Raw genomic sequence first — 23,285 nt, forward strand, 5'->3', positions numbered from 1 at the left:
GAAAGGAATGTATGTATTAGTCATAGAGAAATGTCGTAAGTAGTAGAACATACATAGAGGGTTATAATTATGCAGTTACAGGAAATTAGATTAAGTAAGAAAACAAATAAGTTAGAGCAGGATTTGTATAATTACAAATTGCAGGATGTAGAAGAACCAGAACTTTTTAGAGAAATGTTTCCTTATACGAAGACACCTAAGATTGCTTTTAACTACAGAAGAGTACCTGAAAACATGCCAAAGGATATTTTTATTACTGATACAACATTCAGAGATGGTCAGCAGTCACGTGCTCCATATACTACGGAGCAAATGGTTCATATATATGAACTATTACATAAACTTGGCGGAAAGAATGGCATGATTCGTCAGACAGAATTCTTTGTATATTCAAAGAAGGATAGAGAAGCACTTGAAAAGTGTATGGAACTTGGATATGAATTTCCAGAGATTACAACATGGATTCGTGCAAGTAAAAAAGATTTTGATCTAGTTAAGTCAATTGGTGTTAAAGAAACAGGTGTTTTGGTAAGTTGTTCTGATTATCATATATTCCATAAGATGGGACTTACAAGAGCGCAGGCTATGGATAAGTATCTTGGCATTGTAAAAGAGTGTATTGAATCAGGTTTAAGACCAAGATGTCATTTTGAAGATATAACAAGAGCTGACTTTTATGGATTTGTTGTACCATTTGCTAATGAACTTATGAAACTTTCAGAAGAAAGTGGCGTACCTGTTAAGATTCGTGCTTGTGATACAATGGGTTATGGCGTGCCTTATCCAGGAGCATCACTACCAAGAAGCGTATCAGGTATTATATATGGTCTTCAGCATTATTCAGGTGTTCCATCAGAAATGCTTGAATGGCATGGCCATAACGACTTTTACAAGGGCGTTGTTAATGCAACAACAGCTTGGATGTATGGTGCAAGTGCAGTTAACTGCTCACTACTTGGTATAGGTGAAAGAACAGGTAATGTTCCTCTGGAAGCCATGGTATTTGAATATGCTTCACTTCGTGGAACACTTAATGGTATGGATACAAAGGCAATTACTGAAATGGCTCAGTATATTAGTAAGGAAACAGGTTATGATATTCCTCCTATGACTCCATATGTTGGTGATAGCTTTAACTTAACTAGGGCTGGAATTCATGCAGATGGTCTTATGAAAGATCCTGAGATTTATAACATCTTTGATACAGAGAGAATCCTAGGTAGAGCTCCTAGAGTATCAGTTAGCAATACATCAGGTGTTGCAGGCGTTGCATATTGGATTAATGCATACCTTGGACTTACAGGTAAGGATAAATATAAGAAAGATTCTAAAGTTGTTAAATATGTATTTGATTGGGTATCAAAGGAATATGAAGAAGGAAGAATTACTGTTATTAGTGAGGAAGAACTAAAGGCAAAAACAAAGGAAGCAATAGAGAAAGTAGGATAGTAATTTTTAGGGGGATTTTTACATGGAAATAATTTATAAAGATACACATGATTTTTCAGCAAATGCACTTGAAAATTTATTCTTATCAGTTGATTGGTCATCAGGTCATTACCCTGAAAAACTTGTTGTGGCAATGAAAAATTATAAGACAGTTTATTCAGCTTGGGATAAAGATAAATTAGTTGGAATGATATGTGTAATGGATGATGGAGTAATTAATGCATATGTTCACTACCTCCTTGTAAATCCAGAATATCAGTATAAGAAAATTGGAAGAACCCTTGTTGAAATGGTAAAAGAACATTATAAGGATTATATGCGTATAGCTCTAATCGCATATGACAACGAAGCACATTTCTATGAAAATTGTGGTTTTGAAAAAGGTGGTGATGCATCACCTATGTTTGTAACATCACTTTGGACGTAAAGATTAATAAGTATAATTGACAATTAAATTCCTTTGTGCTATTATTTCTATTGTATTTAATTTAATAGAGATAAATGCGATGAAGGCGTTAGTAGATATAAGTTAACTTTTAGAGAGAAAGATTCAAAGGCTGAAAGATCTTTTAAGCACTGTCTTATGTTGAGATTCCCGCTTATAGCAGCATATCTTAAAGCATAGTGGTTGTTAGTAGGATATGACGTAGGTCATACGTTACATGATAGAGTGTCCATATGTATATATGGGAATTTGGGTGGTACCGCGATTTATACTTCGTCCCTTTTGGGGACGGAGTTTTTTTTATGATTCTGAATTTTTGTAGCAAAGTGAAAGTGCGAAGCACGAAACTTTGCGTATATCATTGATTAAGGAATAAGATTTTTTGAAAATAATTATTTAAAGGAGATAGCGATGAAAGAAAAGTTGGATGCAATTCGTAAGGAAGCGATTCAAAAGATGGAACAGGCTGATACTCTTGATAAACTTAATGAGATCAGAGTTGCTTATCTTGGTAAGAAGGGTGAACTTACGGAAGTATTAAAAGGTATGAAGGATGTTTCTAAAGAAGATCGTCCTAAGGTTGGAGCATTAGTTAATGATACAAGAAATGCTCTTGAAAGCAAACTTGAAAGCGTTAGAGCTAAACTTACATTAAAGGTAAGAGAAGCTAAGATGAAAGCAGAGGTTATTGATGTTACTCTTCCAGCTAAGAAGAACAACATGGGTCATAGCCATCCTAATACAGTTGCTCTTGAAGAAATCGAGAGAATATTCGTTGGTATGGGATATGAAGTAGTTGAAGGCCCAGAGGTAGAGTATGATTATTATAACTTTGAAGCTTTAAACATCCCTGCTAATCATCCAGCGAAAGATGAACAGGATACATTCTATGTAAATGATAAAATCGTTCTTAGAACACAGACATCTCCTGTACAGGTAAGAATTATGGAACAGGGCAAACTTCCAATTAGAGTAATTGCTCCAGGACGTGTATTTAGATCAGATGAAGTAGATGCTACACATTCACCTTCTTTCCATCAGATCGAAGGTCTCGTAATTGATAAGGGAGTAACATTTGCTGATCTTAAGGGAACTCTTGCTCAGTGGGCTGTTGAAATGTTTGGTCCAGAGACAAAGGTTAAATTCAGACCTCATCATTTCCCATTTACAGAACCAAGTGCCGAAGTAGACGTTACATGTTTCAAGTGCGGCGGTAAGGGCTGTAGAATGTGTAAAGGTTCTGGTTGGATTGAAATTTTAGGTTGTGGTATGGTACATCCTAAGGTACTTAAGATGAGTGGAATTAATCCTGATGAATACTCAGGGTTTGCGTTCGGTTTAGGTCTTGAACGTATCGCACTTCTTAAGTATGAAATCGATGACATGAGACTTTTATATGACAATGACATTAGATTCTTAAAACAGTTCTAGTACTACTTCTGATTTTAATCAGAAGAGCCCTCCGCGGCTTTGAGCGGAGTCAGAGATTCACTGGAAGTGAATCTACCAATTAATTGCGTATTGAAGAAAGGATGTAAATTATGAATACACCATTATCGTGGATAAAAGCATATGTACCTGAACTTGAATGTACAGATCAGGAATACACAGATGCTATGACATTATCCGGTACAAAAGTAGAAGGATTTAAGGCACTTGATGCTGATATAGATAAAATTGTTGTAGGTAAAATTGAAAGTATTGAAAAGCACCTGGATGCTGATAAGCTTATTGTTTGTCAGGTAAATGTTGGAAGTGAAACACTTCAGATTGTAACAGGTGCACCTAACGTTTCAGAAGGAGACATGATTCCGATTTGTCTTGATGGCGGTCGTGTAGCTGGAGGACATGATGGGAAGATGGTTCCAGGTGGAATTGAAATAAAAAATGGTAAATTACGTGGTGTTGAATCATATGGTATGATGTGCTCAATTGAAGAACTTGGTTCAACAAGAGATTTTTATCCAGAAGCTCCTGAATATGGAGTATATATTTTCAATGAAAACAGTGGAGTAAAACCTGGTGATGATGCAATTGAAGCATTAGGGCTTCATGATTCAGTATTTGAATATGAAATTACATCTAACAGAGTAGATTGTTTTGGCGTTTTAGGTATTGCTAGAGAAGCAGCAGCAACATTTAGAAAGCCATTTGTTCCACCTGTTGTTGAAGAGGTTGGTTCAGTAGATAATGTAAATGATTACATTGCAGTTGAAGTTAAGGATGATGAACTTTGTAAGAGATATTGCGCTAAGGTCGTTAAGGATGTTAAGATTGGTCCTTCACCTGAATGGATGCAGAGAAGACTTGCAGCTTGTGGTATTAGACCAATTAATAATTTAGTTGATATTACAAATTATGTTATGGAAGAATATGGTCAGCCTATGCATGCATTTGATTTATCAACAATTAAAGGACAAAAGATTGTTGTTAAACGAGCAAATGATGGAGATAAATTCGTAACATTAGATGGTCAGGAAAGAACTTTAGATAAAGATATTTTAATGATTTGTGATGATGAGGAACAGATTGCAATCGCAGGTATCATGGGTGGTGAAAACTCAATGATTACTGATAATGTTAAAGATATTTTATTTGAAGCAGCTACATTTGATGGAACTAATATCAGACTTTCAGCTAAAAGACTTGGCCTACGTACAGATGCATCAGGTAAGTTTGAAAAAGGTCTTGATCCAAATAATGCAGAAGAAGCTATTAACAGAGCTTGTCAGCTTATTGAAGAACTTGGCGCTGGTACAGTTGTTTCAGGTATTGTTGATGTATATCCACAGCCTAAGCAGCCAGTTACAATTTCGTTCGATGAAGAAGCAGTTAATAAACTTTTAGGTACAGACATTCCTAAGGAAGAAATGCTTGAATACTTCAAGGCTATTGAACTTGAATATAATCCACTTACAAACAAGATTACTGTTCCTACATTTAGACAGGATCTTGAATGCATGGCAGACATCGCTGAAGAAGTTGCTAGATTCTATGGTTATGATAACATTCCTACAACTCTTCCAAGTGGTGAGGCAACTGCAGGTAAGTTATCATACAAGTTAAGAATTGAGCAGATTGCAAGAGAAGTTGCAAAATTCGCTGGATTCTCACAGGCTATGACTTATTCATTTGAAAGTCCTAAGGTATTTGATAAATTATTATTTGATAGTAATGATGAAATTAGAGATACAGTTGTTATTTCAAACCCACTTGGTGAAGACTTCAGTATCATGAGAACACTACCACTTAACGGTATGTTAACATCACTTGCTACAAATTATAATCGTAGAAATAAGAATGTTAAATTATATGAATTAGCAAATGTTTATTTACCAAAACAGGTTCCTGTTACAGAACTTCCAGATGAAAGAATGCAGTTCATCTTAGGTTCATATGGTGAGGGTGATTTCTTCACAATGAAGGGCGTTGTTGAGGAATTCTTAGAGACAATTGGTCTTAATGAAAGACCCGAATATAATCCAGAAGCAGAAAGACCATTCTTACATCAGGGTAGAAAAGCAGATATTTACTATGATGGAGAACTTATCGGTTATATTGGTGAAGTTCATCCACAGGTATTAGATAATTATGGTATTGGTGAAAGAACAGTTATTGCTGTTATTGATATGCCAGCTATTATGGAAAAAACAACATTCGATAAGAAGTATGTTGGTCTTGCTAAGTTCCCAGCTATGACAAGAGATATTTCAATGGTTATGCCAAAAGAAATCCTTGTTAGAGAAGTTGAAAAGATTATTGAAGAGTGTGGTGGCGCATTACTTGAAAATTATGAATTATTCGATATTTATGAAGGTTCACAGATTGAAGAAGGTAAGAAGTCTGTTGCATACTCAATTTCATTTAGAGCAGCTGATAGAACTTTAGAGGATAAAGAAGTTTCAGAGATTATGGATAACATTTTAGCTAAGCTTAAAGGCCTTGGCATTGAGTTAAGATCATAATAATTTAGGAACTTAAAAAATTGACATTAATGTGATTTACACATAATAAAATATGATTTATAATTATAGTGACCACTAGTTTTGGTGGTCACTATGATTTGTTTAGCAACGAGTCAAGTACATCAAGCTTGCTTGAATGTGTTTGACGACTGCATACACTTTAGAAACAAGCGTAGCGGTTTAGGAAGTGTGGAAGGGTTTAATTATAATGGTGGATTATAATAAAGAGTTTTTTGGTGAAAACTCAGATTCTGAAGATGAAAAAGTTAATAGTCAGAATGTTGATTATGGTGTGGGTGATTATAATTCAAGATTTGATGAAGTTAATGATTATATTGAACCCATAGAGGAAGAAGAGAAACCTAAACCTAAGAAAAGACGGAGAAGACGCAGAAGTAAGGGTGAAATTCTTATATTTGATTATGCATTACCAATTGTAGTAGGCTTAGTTATTTCGTTTCTTTTGATTCATTTTTTTGGAAGAGGTGTCGTAAAAGGAAGCTCTATGTCGCCTACACTTAAGGATGGTCAAAATGTTATTATTTTTAAATCCAATAAACACATAAAGAGAAATGACATTGTTTTTCTGCATAGTGATAAATTAGAAGAGGATATCGTTAAAAGAGTTATTGCAGTTGAAAATGATGTAGTTGAAATTAAAGGTACAGATGTTTATGTTAATTCTAAAAAAATAGATGATTCATATACGGAGAATCATACCGATGAACAATACATAAAACCTATGAAAATTCCAGAGGGATGTATTTATGTATTAGGTGATAACAGGGATGATTCAACAGATTCAAGAGTCTTAGGACCAATAGATGTTGAAGATGTATTTGCTAAGGTTATTTATAAATAGATCTAAGGGGAACCGCTTGCGGTGGAACCTTGGATCTGCACGAGCCTATCGTCGAAGACGATTTATAATGCGAGTGCTACATTGTGAAATAAAATAAAAATAAAGGGGAACCGCTTGCGGTTCCCCTTTTATTTAAACATCCTTTTTAACAAATGCATCTCTTGCAGCCCATATGAAAATAATAGCATGGACTATAAGCACTATTGAAGAGAATGTGAAATTTTGAATTCTATAAGCCGTTCTTCCTTTTGATATTTTAAGTAAATCAACATTTGGAAATAGTGAAAACTGAAATAAGTAAAATCCCTTTGAAGTGAAGAATGATCTTAATATTTGCTCACCTAAATAAGCAAAGAGAGTAATACCTGCAGCGAATGCACTATTTCTAATTAATGATGAAAGAAAGATGGCTGTAAGGCAAAGCATTAATGCTCCAACATATGAATTTAAATATGATTTAGCTATAAGGAGCACGCCACTTTCGTGTACAAGACTTCCATTTTTCATATATATGTGAGCTATTCCACCAGGATATGATCCATAGAATGCTGTATTAAATAAAAGTTGTGTAACAACAATCCATAAAGATGCAATTGTTAACATACTTATAAGTGTAAGTACTTTTGAATAAAAAATAGATGAACGCTTAACTGGATTAACAAGTAAGAATTTAATTGTGCCTTGATTGAATTCTTTAGCGATAATTCCGATACCAACCATGAAAAGAATTAATCCAGCAAATGTAATAAGCATGTCATATTCCATAAAGTTCATAAAGAAATCACTTTCTGAATGATAACCACCCATTGGGGTTTCAGAAATTGCTTCTGAAATATTATTCTCTAATCTATACTCATTGATTTGGATTTTTTTACCAGCTTCTGTATCCATAAGTACTTTATCAAGTTCAGCGTCAGTCATGCCGGTTTGCTTTGAATAGTTTGCTTTTAAATGTTCAGTTTCTACTTTGGCATCGCCGTATTCAATAGCAAGATCAAATGACCAATCCTTTGAAACAGGTTCGATATTATTTTTATCCAAAATATCAAATGCATAGTGATATGTTTCATATTTATCAACTATTGGATCGATTAAGATATCTTCACCATATTGTTTTTTTAATTTTTTATAAGCAGGATAAATAGTATCATTAAATGTTTTCTTAAATGCAACTAAATCCTTATTTTTGATTTCATTTATTATTTCTTTGCAGAGGGCTTTAGAATCAACCTCTGTATATAAACTAGCAATATCAAATCTTCCAAAGAAGTCAGGAGTAAATCTTTCATCTTCAATTTCGTCATCTTCCATACCTTCTATATCATAATTAGTTTCATTATCAGTAGATTTTTCCTCGGTAAGAGTAACTTTTCTAGTAGAAGAAAAAGCAACATTACCAGCAAATAATCTCCAATCTTTTTCATCATAAAGAGAGATTCTTTCTTCGTTGAAAAACTCTAACATCTTTACGTATTCTATATTGCCACTTTGTTGTTCAGATTGAATAAGAGAATCATTAACAAAACCACTAAGCTTGTTATTGATTTTTTCTTCATTTTCAGAAAGAACATATCCTAAAATAGGTAAAAGTATGGTGGCTGCTAAAAAGATTAAACTTAATGCAATAAAACCACCTTTTCTTAATAATTTTATATATTCGTTTTTTATAAGTCTAAGCATTATTTCCACCTCCTGAAGTCATTTGTAAGAATGCATCCTCAAGACGAATGTCTTCTTTATAGGAAGCAGAGAATAGTCTGATATCCTTTAGAATAATAGCTTTATTTAAATCAGAAATTTTAAATAGAGCAATATCATTAAGTACATCAATCTGGAAATGAGTCTGATCAAGTATCATTAATTTATAAGGTATGTAACTGTTAGGAACAACCTTTGGTTCAGAAACATTTTCAGTATTTGAATCAATTGCATTTGTTGAATTTGAATCAACAGATTCTCCTGTATTTGATTCAACAATATTATCAGCAACCTTTGGTTTCAAGCCTTCATTAAACTTACTTAATTCTTCAGCAAATACTTCCTTAGCAATGCTTTCAATTGAATCAGTTCTTTCAACATTGTAAATGTATGATGAGTAGTTGCCTGAAACCTGAGCTTTTAATTCATTAATAGTAGCTACAGTTTGAATGGTTTTATTATTTACAATTGCAACTTTATCACACATAAGTTCCATTTCGCTCATAAGGTGAGATGAAACAATAATGCATACATCATTTTGTTTTGCGATATTTCTAAGTATGTTACGAAGCTGTCTGATACCAGCTGGATCAAGACCGTTAGTAGGCTCATCTAAAATCATAACTTTAGGCTCGTTTAAGAGAGCAAGAGCAATACCAAGTCTCTGTTTCATACCAAGAGAATATCGTTTAACCTTATCATTGATTCTATCTGTTAATCCAACTAATGCAACAATATTATTAATCTTGTCTTTATCTTTTAACCCATGCATTCTGGCATACTGCATAAGATTTGACATACCTGACATATATGTATACATTTCAGGATTTTCAACAATAGCACTAACATTTTGCATAGCCTGTGTAAATTCTTTTTCTCTATCGTGACCATTAATTTTAATAGTACCCTGATCATAGGATATAAGACCTACGATTGATTTTATTAAAGTAGTTTTACCAGCACCGTTAGGACCTAAAAGTCCAAGAACTTCGCCAGTGTTAGCCTCGAGAGAAAGATTATCTAATATTAGTCGTCTACCATAACTTTTATATAAATTCTTTATTTCAATTATAGCCATGTTATTCCTCTTTCTTTAATAATTATTTCGATCATCTGTCTGAATTCCTATAATCTTCCAAGAACCTTTTATCTTTTTAAATGAGACATTAGTTATGGAATCATGAATATCACCTTCGGGAATCGTTCCCCATATGGTAATGAAGGAAGATTCGTTAGAATCATTATTACTACCAGATTGATAAGTTGATTCATCAAAACAATCAATATCAAAACAGTTAGATTTATATTTATATGCTATGTCGCATGTTACATTTGTTTGCGCGAAAGATACATTTGCAACCATACCTTTATTAAAAACAGATTCTATTTCTTTTTTTATATCATCCTTTGTCTTATGATTTGCATCCTTTTTAGCAAATGAACTGTCATCGTCAACATCTTCCCAATACTTATCAATTATAGAAAGTATTTCTTTTTTCTTTGAGTCGATATTACTTCCATTAATAGATAGACATGCATCGTTAAGTTCTTTAGTGTAATCATTCATAATTTTTTTAGCTTCTTTGGTTAGCTTTTTGTTTGAAAATGTCTGTTGGAAACTAAATAGTAAACAAATGATAAAAACAATTAATCCAAATAGTAAACCCAGATTATGTTTTTTTATAAATAATTCCATGTTTACCCTCCTTTTTTATGTTGTTTTATTAACCATGTAATTATACAATACATTGAAACATAATTCAATTTTTGGTAGAATATATGGGAAAATTGATAAACTAAATTATTTTTTTGAATTGATATAAAGATGATTGATTGAAAAGTTTAGAGGAACAAAAATGAATATTTTAATGGTTGAAGATAATGAATCAATTGTAAAAGGTCTTGTGTACATGTTTAATAAAAATGGAATGGAAATTATTCATAAAAGTACAGTTGATAGTGCAATTGATTATATTGGTGAAAAAAGAGATTTTGAGTTTGTTATATTAGATGTAGGCCTTCCAGATGGTGATGGCATAACTTTATTTAAAGAGTATATTTGTGATTTGGATATTCCAACTATATTTTTAACAGCAAATGATGATGAAGAAAGCATAGTAAGAGCACTTGATTATGGAGCGTGGGATTATATTACAAAACCATTTTCTACCAAGGAACTTATAGCAAGAATTAATCGAATTATAAGAAGGACTAAGAAAACAGAGATTATAACGGTTGGAGATATAAGTTATGATTTTGATAAGATGGTTGTACTTAAAAATGGTAAAGAAGTAGAACTTACAAGTCTTGAATTAAAAATAGTTGGACTTATGTTTTTTAATATCGATAAAGTTGTTAATAGAAACATAATTTTGGATAAAATATGGGAATGGACTGGTAACTATGTTGATGATCATACAGTAACGGTTTATTTTAAAAGAATTAGACAAAAGCTTGATACAGATATTATAAAGACGGTTAAAGGCGTGGGCTATAGAATAGATAAGGAATAAGGCATAAATAAACATGCTTAGGGATAAGATGGAAAAGAAGAATGTAAAAGATAAAAGACTATTAAGGATATATTTATTTACATGCTTATGTTTATTACTTATAATGGCTGCAATTACAAGGTATGAATATAATAAATATGTTAATAATAATAATGATGCAATAGTAAGGATTGTAGATTGCGTAAAAGATAAATATCCAGATGTTACGGATAAAGAAATATTAAATATAATAGATGATAATTCAAGTCCTGAAACAAATTTGTTTGAAAAGTATGGCATATTAAAAGAAAGTGATAGTATAGTTGATTCTAATAGATCATTTTATATAAAATGTTTAGTTATTAATCTTGGAGTTGTAATTATTTTTGCATTAATAGTATTGTTGATGATTTTCCTTAGAAATAAATCCAGAGATAAGGAAATAAAACAGATTATTAATTACATTGAAGAGATTAACAGAAAGAATTATAAGTTAGAAATAGATGATTTATCAGAGGATGAATTATCTGTTTTAAAAAATGAAATATATAAAACAACCATTATGCTTAAGGAGAATGCAGAGAATTCAATATCTGATAAAATTGAACTAAAGAAATCATTAGAAGATATTTCGCATCAGATTAAAACTCCTTTAACATCGATATTAGTAATGCTTGATAATCTCATTGATGATCCTGATATGGATCCTGAAGTAAGACTTGATTTTGTTATGGATATTAAGAGAAATATCAATAATATTAATTTTCTTATACAGGTATTACTAAAACTTTCAAAATTTGATAGTAATACAATTAAGTTTATTAAAGGTGAATATAAGATTAAAAACATTGTTGATGAAGCAGTTAGAAATGTTGAATCGCTTTGTGATTTAAAGAATATTTCACTTTGTATAACAGGCGATGAAGAAGTTAGTATTACATGTGATAAAAAATGGCAGATTGAAGCAATTACAAATATTGTAAAGAATTGTGTTGAACATTCATTTGATGATTCAAAGATAGATATAAGTTATGAAGAATCCAATGTATATGCAGAAATTATTATAAGGGATTATGGGGAAGGCATAAGTGAAAAGGATCTTCCACACATATTTGAGAGATTTTTTAAATCATCAGCGTCAAAGAGTGATAGTTTTGGTATTGGCTTAGCGCTTGCAAAGAAAATAATTGAAAGTGACAAAGGTAATATTTCTGTTGATCGAATGGACGTGGGAACAAAGTTTAGCATTAAGTATTTTAAAATCTAGAAAATATGTTATAATATAGGCATTGACTTTGGAGGTTATATACATGTCAAGAAAACATATGACATATTCAGGTATAGGCGGTCAGGCAGTAATAGAAGGCATTATGATGAAAAATGCTGATAAGTATTCTGTTGGAGTTAGAAAGCCTGATGGTAAAATAGAAGTAGCGGTCAATGATTGTTTTAATACTTCTAAAAGAAAGGGTATTACTAGTTTACCTTTAATTCGAGGTGTGATAGCATTTGTTGATTCGATGGTATTAGGAATAAAAAGTTTGACATATTCTGCATCCTTTTTTGAGGATGAAGATTATGAAGAACAACCTAGTAAGTTTGATGAATTTCTAGAGAAGAAATTCGGTGAAAAAGCTGAAAACTTTATAATGGGTGTGGTTGTTGCCATATCTGTTGTTATTTCAGTAGCATTATTTATGATGTTACCACTTGCAATTGCAGATTTATTAAAGAAACATGTTGGTGGAGTTACTGAAACCATGGTTCCTGCAATTGAAGGATTAGCTAAGATATTTATATTTTTAGTATATTTACTTTTAATATCACAGATGAAGGATATTAAAAGAACATTTATGTATCATGGAGCTGAACATAAATGTATTAATTGTCTTGAAACGGGTAATGAGCTTACAGTTGATAATGTAAGAGCCGCATCAAGATATCATAAGAGATGTGGTACATCATTTCTTTTCTTTGTTATTTTTATAAGTATAATATTCTTTATATTTATTAGAACGGATAATGTTGCAATGCGTTATCTTATTAGAATAGCACTTATTCCAGTTATTGCTGGAATTTCATATGAATGTATTAGATTTGCTGGTGTAAGAGATAATATCATCGTTACTATTATTTCAGCACCTGGTAAGTTTATACAGAAGATTACAACTAAAGAACCTACAGATGACATGATTGAAGTAGGTATTGCTGCAGTTGAAGCTGTTTTTGACTGGAGAGAGTATCTTAGAGGTAATGGTATTTACGTTCCAGAACCTGTTAATGATAAATATGTATTAGATGAGGAAGATGGTTACTATGAATAACTTATCTTCATATTCCGATTTGAAGAAATACGGGGAAAACATACTAAGGGATGCGGGAGTTTCTGAATTTGAAAATGATGCATTGCTTAGTATTTTGCGTGTTTTTAATATTGATAGAGCCTACCTGTTTTTACATATGAATGATAAACTTATTGATAAGGAAAAAGAGATTGATGAATATCTTCAGATTATTGATAAGCGAAAACAGAGAATTCCACTTCAGCATATATTTGGAACTTGTGATTTTTACGGGTATGAGTTTGAGGTTAACGAAAATGTTTTAATTCCAAGAATGGATACAGAGGTTTTGGTTGAAAAAACATTGGAAGTGGTTTCAAAAATGCATAAGAAGAATGATGGTTTACATAAAAATGAATCGATTAAAATTCTTGATATGTGTACAGGAAGTGGCTGTATAGCAATATCCTTATATAAGGAATTAGAAAAGATGGGATGTAAGGCAGAAGTTGATGCAGTAGACATATCGAAGGATGCTTTAGAGGTTGCTACTAGCAATGCTAACAAGAATAATGCAAAAATCAACTTTATTTTGAGTGATTTATTCGAATATGTAAATCATAATAAATATGATATAATTGTATCGAATCCACCTTATATTAGAACAAGTGATATAAAAGATTTAGAAATAGAAGTGAAAAAACATGATCCACTTTTAGCCTTAGATGGTAGTGAAGATGGACTTAAGTTTTATGAAAATATTACTGATAAAGCTAAAGAACATATGATAGATGATGGATTCCTATTATATGAGATAGGCTTTGATCAGGGTAGAGATGTTAAAGAAATCATGTTAAAGAGTGATTTTAAGGAAATAGAGATTATTAAGGATTTAGCAGGACTTGACAGAGTCGTGGTTGGAAGGAGTTAAAACATGTTTGACAAGTTAGATGATATTCTGAAAAGATACGATGAGATTATGGAACAGATTAATGATCCTAGTGTCGTAAATGATCAGGACAATTTTAGGAAGCTCATGAAGGAACAGAGCGACCTTGCACCTATTGTTGAAAGTTATAAGAAATATAAGGAAGCTAAGCAGACAGTTGAAGATAGTCTTGCTATCTTAGAAGAAGAAAGCGATGAAGAGATGAGAGAACTTGCAAAAGAAGAGCTTAACGAAGCTAAGGCAAATATCGAAACTTTAGAGCAGGAACTTAAAGTATTACTTCTTCCTAAAGATGAACTTGATGAAAAGAACGTTGTTGTAGAAATAAGAGGCGGTGCAGGTGGTGATGAAGCCGCATTATTTGCTGCAGAACTTTATAGAATGTATTGTAGATTTGCTGAAAGAAATAGATGGAAGACAGAAATTATTTCTCTTAATGAAAATGGACTTGGTGGATTTAAGGAAGTTGTATTCATGATTTATGGTCAGGGTGCATATTCAAAACTTAAATACGAAAGTGGTGTTCATAGAGTACAGAGAATTCCAGTAACTGAATCTGGTGGACGTATTCATACTTCAACGGCAACTGTTGCTATTATGCCAGAAGCTGAAGATGTTGATGTTGAAATTGATATGAATGATTGTAAATTTGATGTGTTTAGAGCATCAGGTAACGGTGGACAGTGTGTAAATACAACTGACTCAGCTGTTAGACTTACACATATTCCAACAGGTATTGTTATTTCATGTCAGGATGAAAAGAGTCAGCTTAAGAATAAGGATAAAGCCCTTAAAGTATTAAGAGCAAGACTTTTCGAACTTGAAATGCAGAAGAAGCAGGATGCTGAGGCTGAATATAGAAGAAATCAGATTGGTACAGGTGATAGATCTGAAAAGATTAGAACTTATAACTTCCCACAGGGACGTGTTACAGATCATAGAATTAAACTTACATCTCATAGACTTGAAAACATTTTAGATGGAGATTTATTTGAGATAATTGACAGTTGTATTGCTGCAGATCAGGCAGCTAAACTTGCTAAGATGTCTGATGATGAATAAAAATTATTAGGTATTTAAGAGTAATAAAGAAGAGTAATAATAACGGAGGGTATATTTTATGAGAAATCAGGATTTAGTTAGTATTATTGTTCCGGTTTATAACGTGGAGAATTATTTATCGCAGTGTTTAAATAGTCTTAAGAGACAGATGTACAATAATATTGAAATCATTTTGGTTGATGATGGTTCAACTGATGGAAGTGGTGTAATTCTTGATGATTTCGCTAAAAATGAAAGTAGGGCCAAAGTTATTCACCAGGAGAATATGGGGGTATCTGCAGCAAGAAATAAAGGCCTTGAAAATGCTACTGGTAAATGGGTCGCATTTGTTGATAGTGATGACTGGGTTGAAAGAGATTATATTGACAGATTAGTTGACGCGGCTGAAATCCATGATACTAAATTTGCATATTGTAGTTTGTCACTTGAAACTGGTGGAAGAGGACAGATTTCAATTTTACCATTAAAGACTGGTAAGCATAAAGTTGAAGAAGTATTTGATAATATTTTCTTTAGCTATAACGGAAAAGGTGCTGGTATATCACAGGGACTTTTTGATAGACAGATTATTGTTGATAATATGATTAAATTCGATCAGAATTTAAAGAGATATGAAGAATGGATATTCTATTCATTATATATTCCACAGGTTGAGGAAGTGGCTGTTATTAATCATCCGCTTTATCATTTCAATCAGGCTCCAGCTTCAATTAAGCATAAATACAGAGTTTATACTGAAAGCAGAGCAATGGATGCTGAGTATTTATTAGGTTCTTTTGAAAATAACATGGAACTTTACAGTGTTGATCCAAAGCTTTATGAAAAAGGATTAAAACTTAAATATGTTGAAATCATAATTAAGTATGCCGCTAATATCTGGGATAAGAGAAATGAAGCTTCTACAAAGGATAAGCATAAGGCAGTTAAAAACTTAATAGAAAATTATAAATTCCATGAGAAGTTTAAGGATTTTGATTTTGGAGAAGTAAATCCAAGACAGAAGATGGAAATTAGAATTGCCAAGTCACATAGTGAAATGCAGCTTAGTACATATATAAGAGGCCTTTCAATGTTAGGCAAAAAGTAGATTTTTTAAGATAATTAATGGACTATCTATAAGGGTAGTCCATATTTTAAGATAGGAGATTAACTATGGGTAAGTATTTTGGAACTGATGGATTCAGAGGTGAAGCTAATGTTGTTCTTAACGTAGAACATGCATATAAGGTTGGTAGATTCTTAGGTTGGTATTATGGCCAGGATCATAAATGTAATGTTGTAATTGGTAAGGACACAAGAAGAAGTAGTTATATGTTTGAGTATTCACTTGCAGCAGGATTCACTGCTTCAGGCGCAGATGTACATCTTTTACATGTTACAACAACTCCGTCTGTATCATATGTTGTTAGAACAGAGGATTTTGATTGTGGTATTATGATCTCAGCCAGCCATAATCCATTTTATGATAATGGTATTAAGGTTATTAATGGCCAGGGTGAAAAGATGCAGGAATCTGTCATAGAAAAAATTGAAAATTACCTTGATGGAAATATGGAAGAGATACCATTTGCTACTGGTGAAAACATAGGTAGAACAATTGACTATGTAGCTGGTAGAAATAGATATATGGGTTATCTTATTTCTCTTGCAACTAGATCATATAAAGGCGTTAAGGTTGGTCTTGATTGTGCAAATGGTTCGGCTTCAAATATTGCAAAGGGTGTATTTGATGCACTTGGAGCATCAACATATGTTATTAACAATACACCGGATGGTACTAACATTAATACAGAGTGTGGATCTACACATATGGAAAAATTACAGCAGTTTGTTAAGGATAATAATTTAGATGTTGGATTTGCATATGATGGTGATGCTGATAGATGTTTATGTGTTGATGAAAAGGGCAATATCATAGATGGAGACTTGATTCTTTATATTTATGGTACATATATGAAGGAAAGAGGAAAACTTGCTAATAATACAGTTGTTACAACTATTATGTCAAACTTTGGTTTATACAAAGCATTTGATAAAGCAGGTATTGAATATGAGAAGACAGCTGTTGGTGATAAATATGTTTATGAAAACATGAGAACTAATGGACATAGAATCGGTGGTGAGCAGAGTGGTCATATCATATTCCAAAAGTATGCAACAACTGGTGATGGTATTTTAACTTCTATAAAGATGATGGAAGTTATGCTTGCTAAGAAGAAGACACTTTCAGAACTTGCTAGTCCTGTTACAATTTATCCACAGGTTCTTAAAAATATCAGAGTTGCTGATAAGGAAGAAGCAAGAGATGATGCTGATGTTAAGAAGGCAGTTAAGGAAATCGCTGAAAAACTTGGAGATGATGGAAGAATTCTTGTTCGTGAAAGTGGTACAGAACCATTAATCAGAGTTATGGTTGAAGCTAAGACTAATGAAATTTGTGAAGAATACGTTGATTATGTAATTGATGTAATTAAGAAAAAAGGTCATGCAGTAGAGTAATAATAAAAGTTAGTAGTAATATGCTACTAAGTATAAGGAGATATAAAGATGATTTCAGAAAAGATGAAAGCTTATGTTGCTGGAAGTTCAGCAATTAGAGCAATGTTTGAAGAAGGAAAGAAAATGGCAGAGAAATATGGTGCTGAGAATGTATATGATTATTCACTTGGTAATCCATCAATCCCTGCTCCAGAAAGAGTAAAAGAAGCTATTATTGAAGTACTTAATGAAGAGAACTCATTAGTAGTTCATGGATATATGAATAATTCAGGTTATGAAGATGTTAGAGAAACAATAGCAGAGTCTATTAATAAAAAACAGGGTACTAATTTCTCAATGAAGAATATTATTATGACAGTTGGTGCAGCTGGTGGACTTAATGTTATTCTTAAGACATTTTTAAATCCAGGTGATGAAGTTATTGTATTTGTACCATATTTTGGTGAATACAGATCATACGTTGCAAATTTCGATGGTAAGATTGTAGAAGTTGAAACAGATGATCAGTTTATGATTGATGCAAAGAAACTTGAAGCAGCAGTTACACCTAAGACAAAGGCTGTTATCGTTAATAACCCTAACAATCCAACAGGTGTTATATATAGCGAAGAAGTTATTAAGGCTATGGCTGAAGTTTTAGTAGCTAAGGAAAAAGAATATGGTACATCAATTTATTTAATTTCAGATGAACCATATAGAGAACTAGCTTATGGCGTAGATGTTCCATATCTTACAAAGTATTATAAGAATACAATTGTAGGTTATTCATATAGTAAGTCATTATCACTTCCAGGTGAGAGAATTGGTTATCTTGTAATTCCAAGTGAAATTGATTCTTTCGAAGATGTTTTATCTGCTGCTAATACAGCAAATAGAATTCTTGGATATGTTAATGCACCATCACTTATGCAGAAAGTTATTGCTAAGTGTGTTGATGAAAAGTGTGAAGTAGAAAAGTATCGTAAGAATGGTGAGTATCTTTATGATAATCTTGTTAAATTCGGTTTTTCTGCTGTTAAGCCACAAGGTGCATTTTACTTATTCTTAAAATCACCTGTTGAAGATGAAAAAGAATTTGTAAGCAAGGCAAAAGAGTTTAACTTATTACTTGTACCAGGTAGTTCATTTGGTAAGAGTGGTTATGTTAGACTTGCATACTGTGTATCATTTGATACAGTTAAAAATTCAATGCCTGCATTTGAAAAACTAGCTAAAGCTTATAATTTGATTTGATTGGGTAACTAGTAGTTTGGTAAATTGATTAATTGTAAAAATAATTACTTATGATATTTGCTGATATGTTTTATAGGAGGCGACGATGGGTTTATACGATAATTTAAGAAAGATAGATCCTTATGTTCCTGGAGAACAGCCACAGAATAAGGACGTAATTAAACTTAATACTAATGAAAATCCTTATCCGCCATCTAGTGCAGTATTAGATGTAAAGGAAAGATATAATACAGATAATTTAAAATTATATCCAGATCCAGATATTAAAAAGTTATCTGATGAACTTGCAATATATTTTAATGGAAAATATAATACTAATCTTACTAAAGAGAATGTATTTGTTGGTGTTGGATCTGATGATGTTTTATCAGTTGCATTTCAGACATTCTTTAATAGTGGTAAGGCGATACTTTTTCCTGATGTAACTTATTCATTCTATGATGTGTGGGCAGATCTTTATAAAATAGATTATGATGTTGTGCCTTTGCGTGAAGGATTTTTAATTGATCCAGAGGATTATAACAGGGATTGTGGTGGTGTTGTAATTGCTAATCCTAACGCACCAACTACTGTTGCATTAGGTCTTGATGCAATTGAAAAGATTTTAGATGATAATAGTGAAGTTGTTGTAATTGTTGATGAAGCTTATGTTGATTTCGGTGGTGAATCTGCAATTAAACTTCTAGAAAAACATGAAAATCTTGTAGTAGTACAGACTTATTCAAAATCAAGATCAATGGCTGGTGCAAGAATTGGTTATGCCTTAGGTGGATATAGACTTATAAAGGCTATGGAAGATGTTAAGTTTTCCATTAATTCTTATACACTTTCAAATCTTCAGATTGCAATGGGTGTTGCTTCATTAAGAGATGAAGATTATTTTAAGAAAAGTGTTGAAAAAATCATATCTACAAGGGATAGAGCTAAAGAGAAATTTAAGGAGTTAGGTTTTAACTGTCCTGATTCAAAGACAAATTTCTTGTTCGTTACACATGAAAGTATTCCAGCTGTAGAGATTTTTGAGTATTTAAAGACTAAGAATATATTTGTTAGATATTTTAGAAAGCCTGCAACAATTGCTAATTATTTAAGAGTTACAATTGGAACGGACGAACAGATGGATGCTTTATTTAAAGCGTTAGAAGAATACATTGATAAAAAATAGTCAATAACAGCATTGACAGAAATGGTATTTATGTTGTAAATTATTGTATGTTTGGGGGCATTTGCTAACTTTGTTTGTATAGAAAGGTGCTTATGCAATGAGTAAAAGAAAGAAAATGCTTGTTGTCGATATCGACGGCACATTAGTTAATGATGAAAAAGAGATTACAAAGAAGACTTTAGAGAAGCTTCATATGATGATTGATGAAGGTCATTATGTTGTAATCGCTACGGGCAGACCTACTAAGGGAGTTAAGAAGATTGCTAAAAAACTTAACTTTGACAATAAAGGTGGTTATGTTGTTTCATTTAATGGTGCTAGAGTAGTGGACTGGAAGAGTGAAGAGGTTTTATATGAGAAATCTCTTGAAAATAAGTTCATTCCTGAAATCTTAGAGAAAGTTAAGGAATATGATTTGGGATTTGTTACTTATGACAAGGATCATATCATAGCAGGAACAGATGTTGATGAGTATATGTCACTTGAATCAAAGATTACAGACATAGCAGTTAAGGAACCTGATGATTTCTTTGAATATGTTAATTTTGATGTAAGTAAGTGCATTATCACATGTGATCCTAAGATTGCAGGTGAATTTGAAAATAAATTCCAAAAGATGAGCAGAGGACGTTATGAAGTATATCGTTCTGCTGATTTCTTTATTGATGTTGTTGCAAAGGGCGTTGATAAATATAGTGCAGTTGAAGAACTTGCTAAGAAGCTTGGAGTAGAACATAGAGATGTTATATGCTGTGGAGATAGCTATAATGATATTTCAATGATTGAAGGAGCTGGAATTGGTGTTGCCATGGGTAATGCCGTTGATGAAGCTAAGTCTGTTGCTGATTATGTTACATTATCTAATAATGATGATGGTATTGCAAAGGTAATAGATAAGTTCGTTTTTAACATTGCCTAGATTTATTTAATAGTAATGTCACTTAATGATAAGTTAAAGAACATATAATAGAAACATAAAAATTAAGGAGAAAAATAATGAGTAAAAAACCAACAGTATTATTGATTTTAGACGGATATGGATTATCTGACACAAAAGAAGGTAACGGTGTTGCACTTGCTAATACACCTGTTATGGATAAACTTATGGCAGAGTATCCATTTGTTAAAGGATATGCTTCAGGTATGGCTGTAGGTCTTCCTGATGGACAGATGGGTAATTCAGAAGTAGGACACCTTAATATGGGTGCTGGTAGAATTGTATACCAGGAACTTACAAGAATTACAAAAGAAATTGAAGATGGTACATTCTTTGAAAATGAAGCTTTGGTAGAAGCTATGGAGAATGCTAAGAAGAATGATTCAGCGGTTCATTTCTTTGGCCTTTTATCAGACGGTGGTGTTCATAGCCACATTACACATATGTATGGTATTCTTGAAATGGCTAAAAGATATGGTATTGAAAAGGTTTATTTACATGCATTTTTAGATGGTAGAGATACACCTCCATCATCAGCAGCTGATTACATGCAGCAGATGGTTGATAAGATGGCAGAAGTTGGTGTTGGTGAAGTTGCTTCAGTTTCAGGTCGTTACTATGCAATGGATAGAGATAACAACTGGGATAGAGTTGAAAAAGCTTACCTTGCTATTACGAAGGGTGAGGGCGAACAGGCAGAGAATCCAGTTGAAGCAATTAAGACAAGTTATGCTAATGATGTAACTGATGAATTTATGATTCCTACAGTAATCACAAAGAATGGTGCTCCTGTAGCAACAGTTAAGGATGGAGATTCAGTTGTATTCTGTAATTTCAGACCTGATAGAGCTAGAGAAATGACAAGAGCATTCTGTAGTGATGACTTTACAGGATTTAATAGAGAAAAGAAACTTGATCTTGTATTTGTATGTTATACAGAGTATGATGTTACAATTCCTAATAAGCTTATCGCTTTTAAGAAGGTTGAGATTACAAATACATTTGGTGAGTTCCTTGCAAAACAGGGACTTAAGCAGGCTAGAATCGCTGAAACAGAGAAGTATGCTCACGTAACATTCTTCTTCAATGGCGGTGTTGAAGAACCTAATGAAGGTGAAACAAGAATCTTAGTTGATTCACCTAAGTATGTTCCAACATACGATAAGAAGCCAAGAATGAGCGCTTATACAGTATGTGATGAATTATCAAAGGCAATCACAAGTGGTGAGTATGATGTAATTATTTGTAACTTCGCTAATCCAGACATGGTTGGTCATACTGGTGTTATTCCATCAGTTGTTGAAGCTATTGAAGTTATTGATAAATGTGTAGGTGAAATTGTAAACTTCATTAAGGAAGTTGATGGACAGTTATTCATTTGTGCTGACCATGGTAATGCTGAAATGCTTATTGATCCTGAATCAGGTGATCCATTCACAGCTCATACAACTAACCCAGTACCATTTATCTTAGTAAATGCTGATCCTTCATATAAGCTTCGTGAAAATGGCGTACTTGCTGATATCGTTCCAACACTCATTGATATTATGGGTCTTGAACAGCCAGCAGAAATGACAGGTAAATCACTTATTATTAAATAATTAAAATATAATAAAAACTGAGCTTTATTGCTCAGTTTTTATTAGTTTTAGGAGAATATTTTTATATCCTTTAATACTACATATTGAAATGCTAAAAAATAGTTGCATATTATAAAGATGTATGATAAACTAGTAAAAGTTGTTTAGAAAGATTAGGAGGTGTAAATATGCTAGGAATGATTAGTTCACCATTACCAATAAAAATATTAGCCGTTGTATTTATAGTACTTTGTATTGCACTTACAACTGTAGTTCTTATGCAAGAAGGTAAGTCAGCAGGTCTTACTGGAGCAATTAATGGCGCTGCAGATACATATATGGGTAAAAATAGAGGACGTTCAATTGAAGGAAAGTTAGAGAGAGTAACTAAGGTTTTTATTTTCCTTTTCTTCGTAATTGCAATTGTTCTTAACCTTAAATTTTAGTTTTATTGCAATGTAGAGACTTAGGTTACGGCCTAAGTCTTTTTTGTTATCCACGACGAGCCAAGTGAAAATCTGTGCTTGCACGGAGATTTTCATTTGGCGACCGTGTAATCACTGAGAAGAAGCGAAGCGGATTCGAAGTGCTTGCACGACGTGAAAAATCTGTGCTTGCACGGAGATTTTCATTTGGCGACCGTGTAATCACTGAGAAGAAGCGAAGC

At 32.6% G+C, this 23,285-nt stretch carries 20 protein-coding genes and 1 other annotated feature; of the genes, 17 read left to right on the forward strand and 3 right to left on the reverse strand.

The window, feature by feature from the left end; genetic code table 11:
• Nucleotides 1-69: 69 nt before the first annotated feature.
• The 5 genes from B5D16_RS11125 to lepB all read left to right on the forward strand — a co-directional run bounded on the left by B5D16_RS11125 (nt 70) and on the right by lepB (nt 6,721).
• Complete coding sequence (locus B5D16_RS11125) at nt 70-1,449, forward strand: beta/alpha barrel domain-containing protein (protein ID WP_078767065.1); 1,380 nt, start codon at nt 70-72, stop codon at nt 1,447-1,449.
• A 22-nt stretch (nt 1,450-1,471) separates the two neighbouring features.
• Nucleotides 1,472-1,876: a GNAT family N-acetyltransferase gene (locus B5D16_RS11130; RefSeq protein ID WP_078767066.1), complete on the forward strand. Its 405-nt coding sequence runs from the start codon at nt 1,472-1,474 to the stop codon at nt 1,874-1,876.
• 70 nt (nt 1,877-1,946) lie between these two features.
• Nucleotides 1,947-2,178, forward strand: a binding site (T-box leader).
• A gap of 127 nt (nt 2,179-2,305) precedes the next feature.
• Entirely contained in the window at nt 2,306-3,325 is a 1,020-nt protein-coding gene (pheS, locus tag B5D16_RS11135) for a phenylalanine--tRNA ligase subunit alpha (protein ID WP_078767067.1), read from the forward strand.
• 110 nt (nt 3,326-3,435) lie between these two features.
• Nucleotides 3,436-5,859 (forward strand): phenylalanine--tRNA ligase subunit beta, encoded by a 2,424-nt coding sequence (gene pheT, locus B5D16_RS11140; protein ID WP_078767068.1) that lies wholly within the window; start codon nt 3,436-3,438, stop codon nt 5,857-5,859.
• Nucleotides 5,860-6,067: 208 nt separating this feature from the next.
• On the forward strand, nt 6,068-6,721 hold the full coding sequence (lepB, locus tag B5D16_RS11145; RefSeq protein WP_078767069.1) for a signal peptidase I: 654 nt from the start codon (nt 6,068-6,070) through the stop codon (nt 6,719-6,721).
• 132 nt (nt 6,722-6,853) lie between these two features.
• On the opposite strand, the gene B5D16_RS11150 is transcribed toward lepB, so the two are convergent.
• Genes B5D16_RS11150 through B5D16_RS11160 form a run of 3 tightly spaced genes read right to left on the reverse strand, consistent with a single transcriptional unit; the run spans nt 6,854 to nt 10,115 of the window.
• Entirely contained in the window at nt 6,854-8,401 is a 1,548-nt protein-coding gene (locus B5D16_RS11150) for an ABC transporter permease (RefSeq protein ID WP_078767070.1), read from the reverse strand.
• A complete protein-coding gene (locus B5D16_RS11155) occupies nt 8,394-9,497 on the reverse strand; it encodes an ABC transporter ATP-binding protein (protein WP_078767071.1) in 1,104 nt (367 codons plus the stop codon). Before B5D16_RS11155 ends, B5D16_RS11150 begins: the two co-directional genes overlap by 8 nt.
• Before the next feature lie 15 nt (nt 9,498-9,512).
• A complete protein-coding gene (locus B5D16_RS11160) occupies nt 9,513-10,115 on the reverse strand; it encodes a hypothetical protein (RefSeq protein ID WP_078767072.1) in 603 nt (200 codons plus the stop codon).
• Nucleotides 10,116-10,275: 160 nt separating this feature from the next.
• Between B5D16_RS11160 and B5D16_RS11165 the strand changes: the two genes are divergently transcribed.
• From B5D16_RS11165 to secG, 12 genes are all read left to right on the forward strand, one after another.
• Entirely contained in the window at nt 10,276-10,932 is a 657-nt protein-coding gene (locus tag B5D16_RS11165) for a response regulator transcription factor (protein ID WP_078767073.1), read from the forward strand.
• A gap of 28 nt (nt 10,933-10,960) precedes the next feature.
• Nucleotides 10,961-12,178 carry a sensor histidine kinase gene (locus tag B5D16_RS11170; RefSeq protein ID WP_159444376.1) on the forward strand — a complete coding sequence of 406 codons (1,218 nt, stop codon included), beginning with the start codon at nt 10,961-10,963 and terminating at the stop codon, nt 12,176-12,178.
• Nucleotides 12,179-12,221: 43 nt separating this feature from the next.
• Nucleotides 12,222-13,235: a DUF1385 domain-containing protein gene (locus B5D16_RS11175; protein WP_242943038.1), complete on the forward strand. Its 1,014-nt coding sequence runs from the start codon at nt 12,222-12,224 to the stop codon at nt 13,233-13,235.
• Complete coding sequence (gene prmC / locus B5D16_RS11180) at nt 13,228-14,124, forward strand: peptide chain release factor N(5)-glutamine methyltransferase (RefSeq protein WP_143405119.1); 897 nt, start codon at nt 13,228-13,230, stop codon at nt 14,122-14,124. The genes B5D16_RS11175 and prmC overlap by 8 nt, the downstream gene beginning before the upstream one ends.
• Nucleotides 14,125-14,127: 3 nt before the next feature.
• On the forward strand, nt 14,128-15,204 hold the full coding sequence (gene prfA, locus B5D16_RS11185; protein WP_078767076.1) for a peptide chain release factor 1: 1,077 nt from the start codon (nt 14,128-14,130) through the stop codon (nt 15,202-15,204).
• 58 nt (nt 15,205-15,262) lie between these two features.
• Nucleotides 15,263-16,291 carry a glycosyltransferase family 2 protein gene (locus tag B5D16_RS11190; protein ID WP_078767077.1) on the forward strand — a complete coding sequence of 343 codons (1,029 nt, stop codon included), beginning with the start codon at nt 15,263-15,265 and terminating at the stop codon, nt 16,289-16,291.
• Between the two features lie 65 nt (nt 16,292-16,356).
• Nucleotides 16,357-17,703 carry a phosphoglucosamine mutase gene (gene glmM, locus B5D16_RS11195; protein WP_078767078.1) on the forward strand — a complete coding sequence of 449 codons (1,347 nt, stop codon included), beginning with the start codon at nt 16,357-16,359 and terminating at the stop codon, nt 17,701-17,703.
• A gap of 48 nt (nt 17,704-17,751) precedes the next feature.
• The gene (locus tag B5D16_RS11200; protein WP_078767079.1) at nt 17,752-18,936 is read left to right on the forward strand and encodes a pyridoxal phosphate-dependent aminotransferase; all 1,185 of its coding nucleotides are present in this window, start codon (nt 17,752-17,754) and stop codon (nt 18,934-18,936) included.
• A gap of 85 nt (nt 18,937-19,021) precedes the next feature.
• Nucleotides 19,022-20,101 carry a histidinol-phosphate transaminase gene (hisC, locus tag B5D16_RS11205; protein WP_078767080.1) on the forward strand — a complete coding sequence of 360 codons (1,080 nt, stop codon included), beginning with the start codon at nt 19,022-19,024 and terminating at the stop codon, nt 20,099-20,101.
• A 97-nt stretch (nt 20,102-20,198) separates the two neighbouring features.
• Nucleotides 20,199-21,020 carry a Cof-type HAD-IIB family hydrolase gene (locus B5D16_RS11210; RefSeq protein WP_078767081.1) on the forward strand — a complete coding sequence of 274 codons (822 nt, stop codon included), beginning with the start codon at nt 20,199-20,201 and terminating at the stop codon, nt 21,018-21,020.
• Nucleotides 21,021-21,097: 77 nt separating this feature from the next.
• Nucleotides 21,098-22,639, forward strand: coding sequence for a 2,3-bisphosphoglycerate-independent phosphoglycerate mutase (gene gpmI / locus B5D16_RS11215; protein WP_078767082.1), 1,542 nt, complete (start codon nt 21,098-21,100; stop codon nt 22,637-22,639).
• Between the two features lie 167 nt (nt 22,640-22,806).
• On the forward strand, nt 22,807-23,064 hold the full coding sequence (gene secG, locus B5D16_RS11220; RefSeq protein WP_242943039.1) for a preprotein translocase subunit SecG: 258 nt from the start codon (nt 22,807-22,809) through the stop codon (nt 23,062-23,064).
• The last annotated feature ends 221 nt before the right edge of the window (nt 23,065-23,285 follow it).

The organism is Eubacterium uniforme (assembly GCF_900167115.1).
GTDB classification, from domain to species: Bacteria; Bacillota; Clostridia; order Lachnospirales; family Lachnospiraceae; genus Eubacterium_S; species Eubacterium_S uniforme.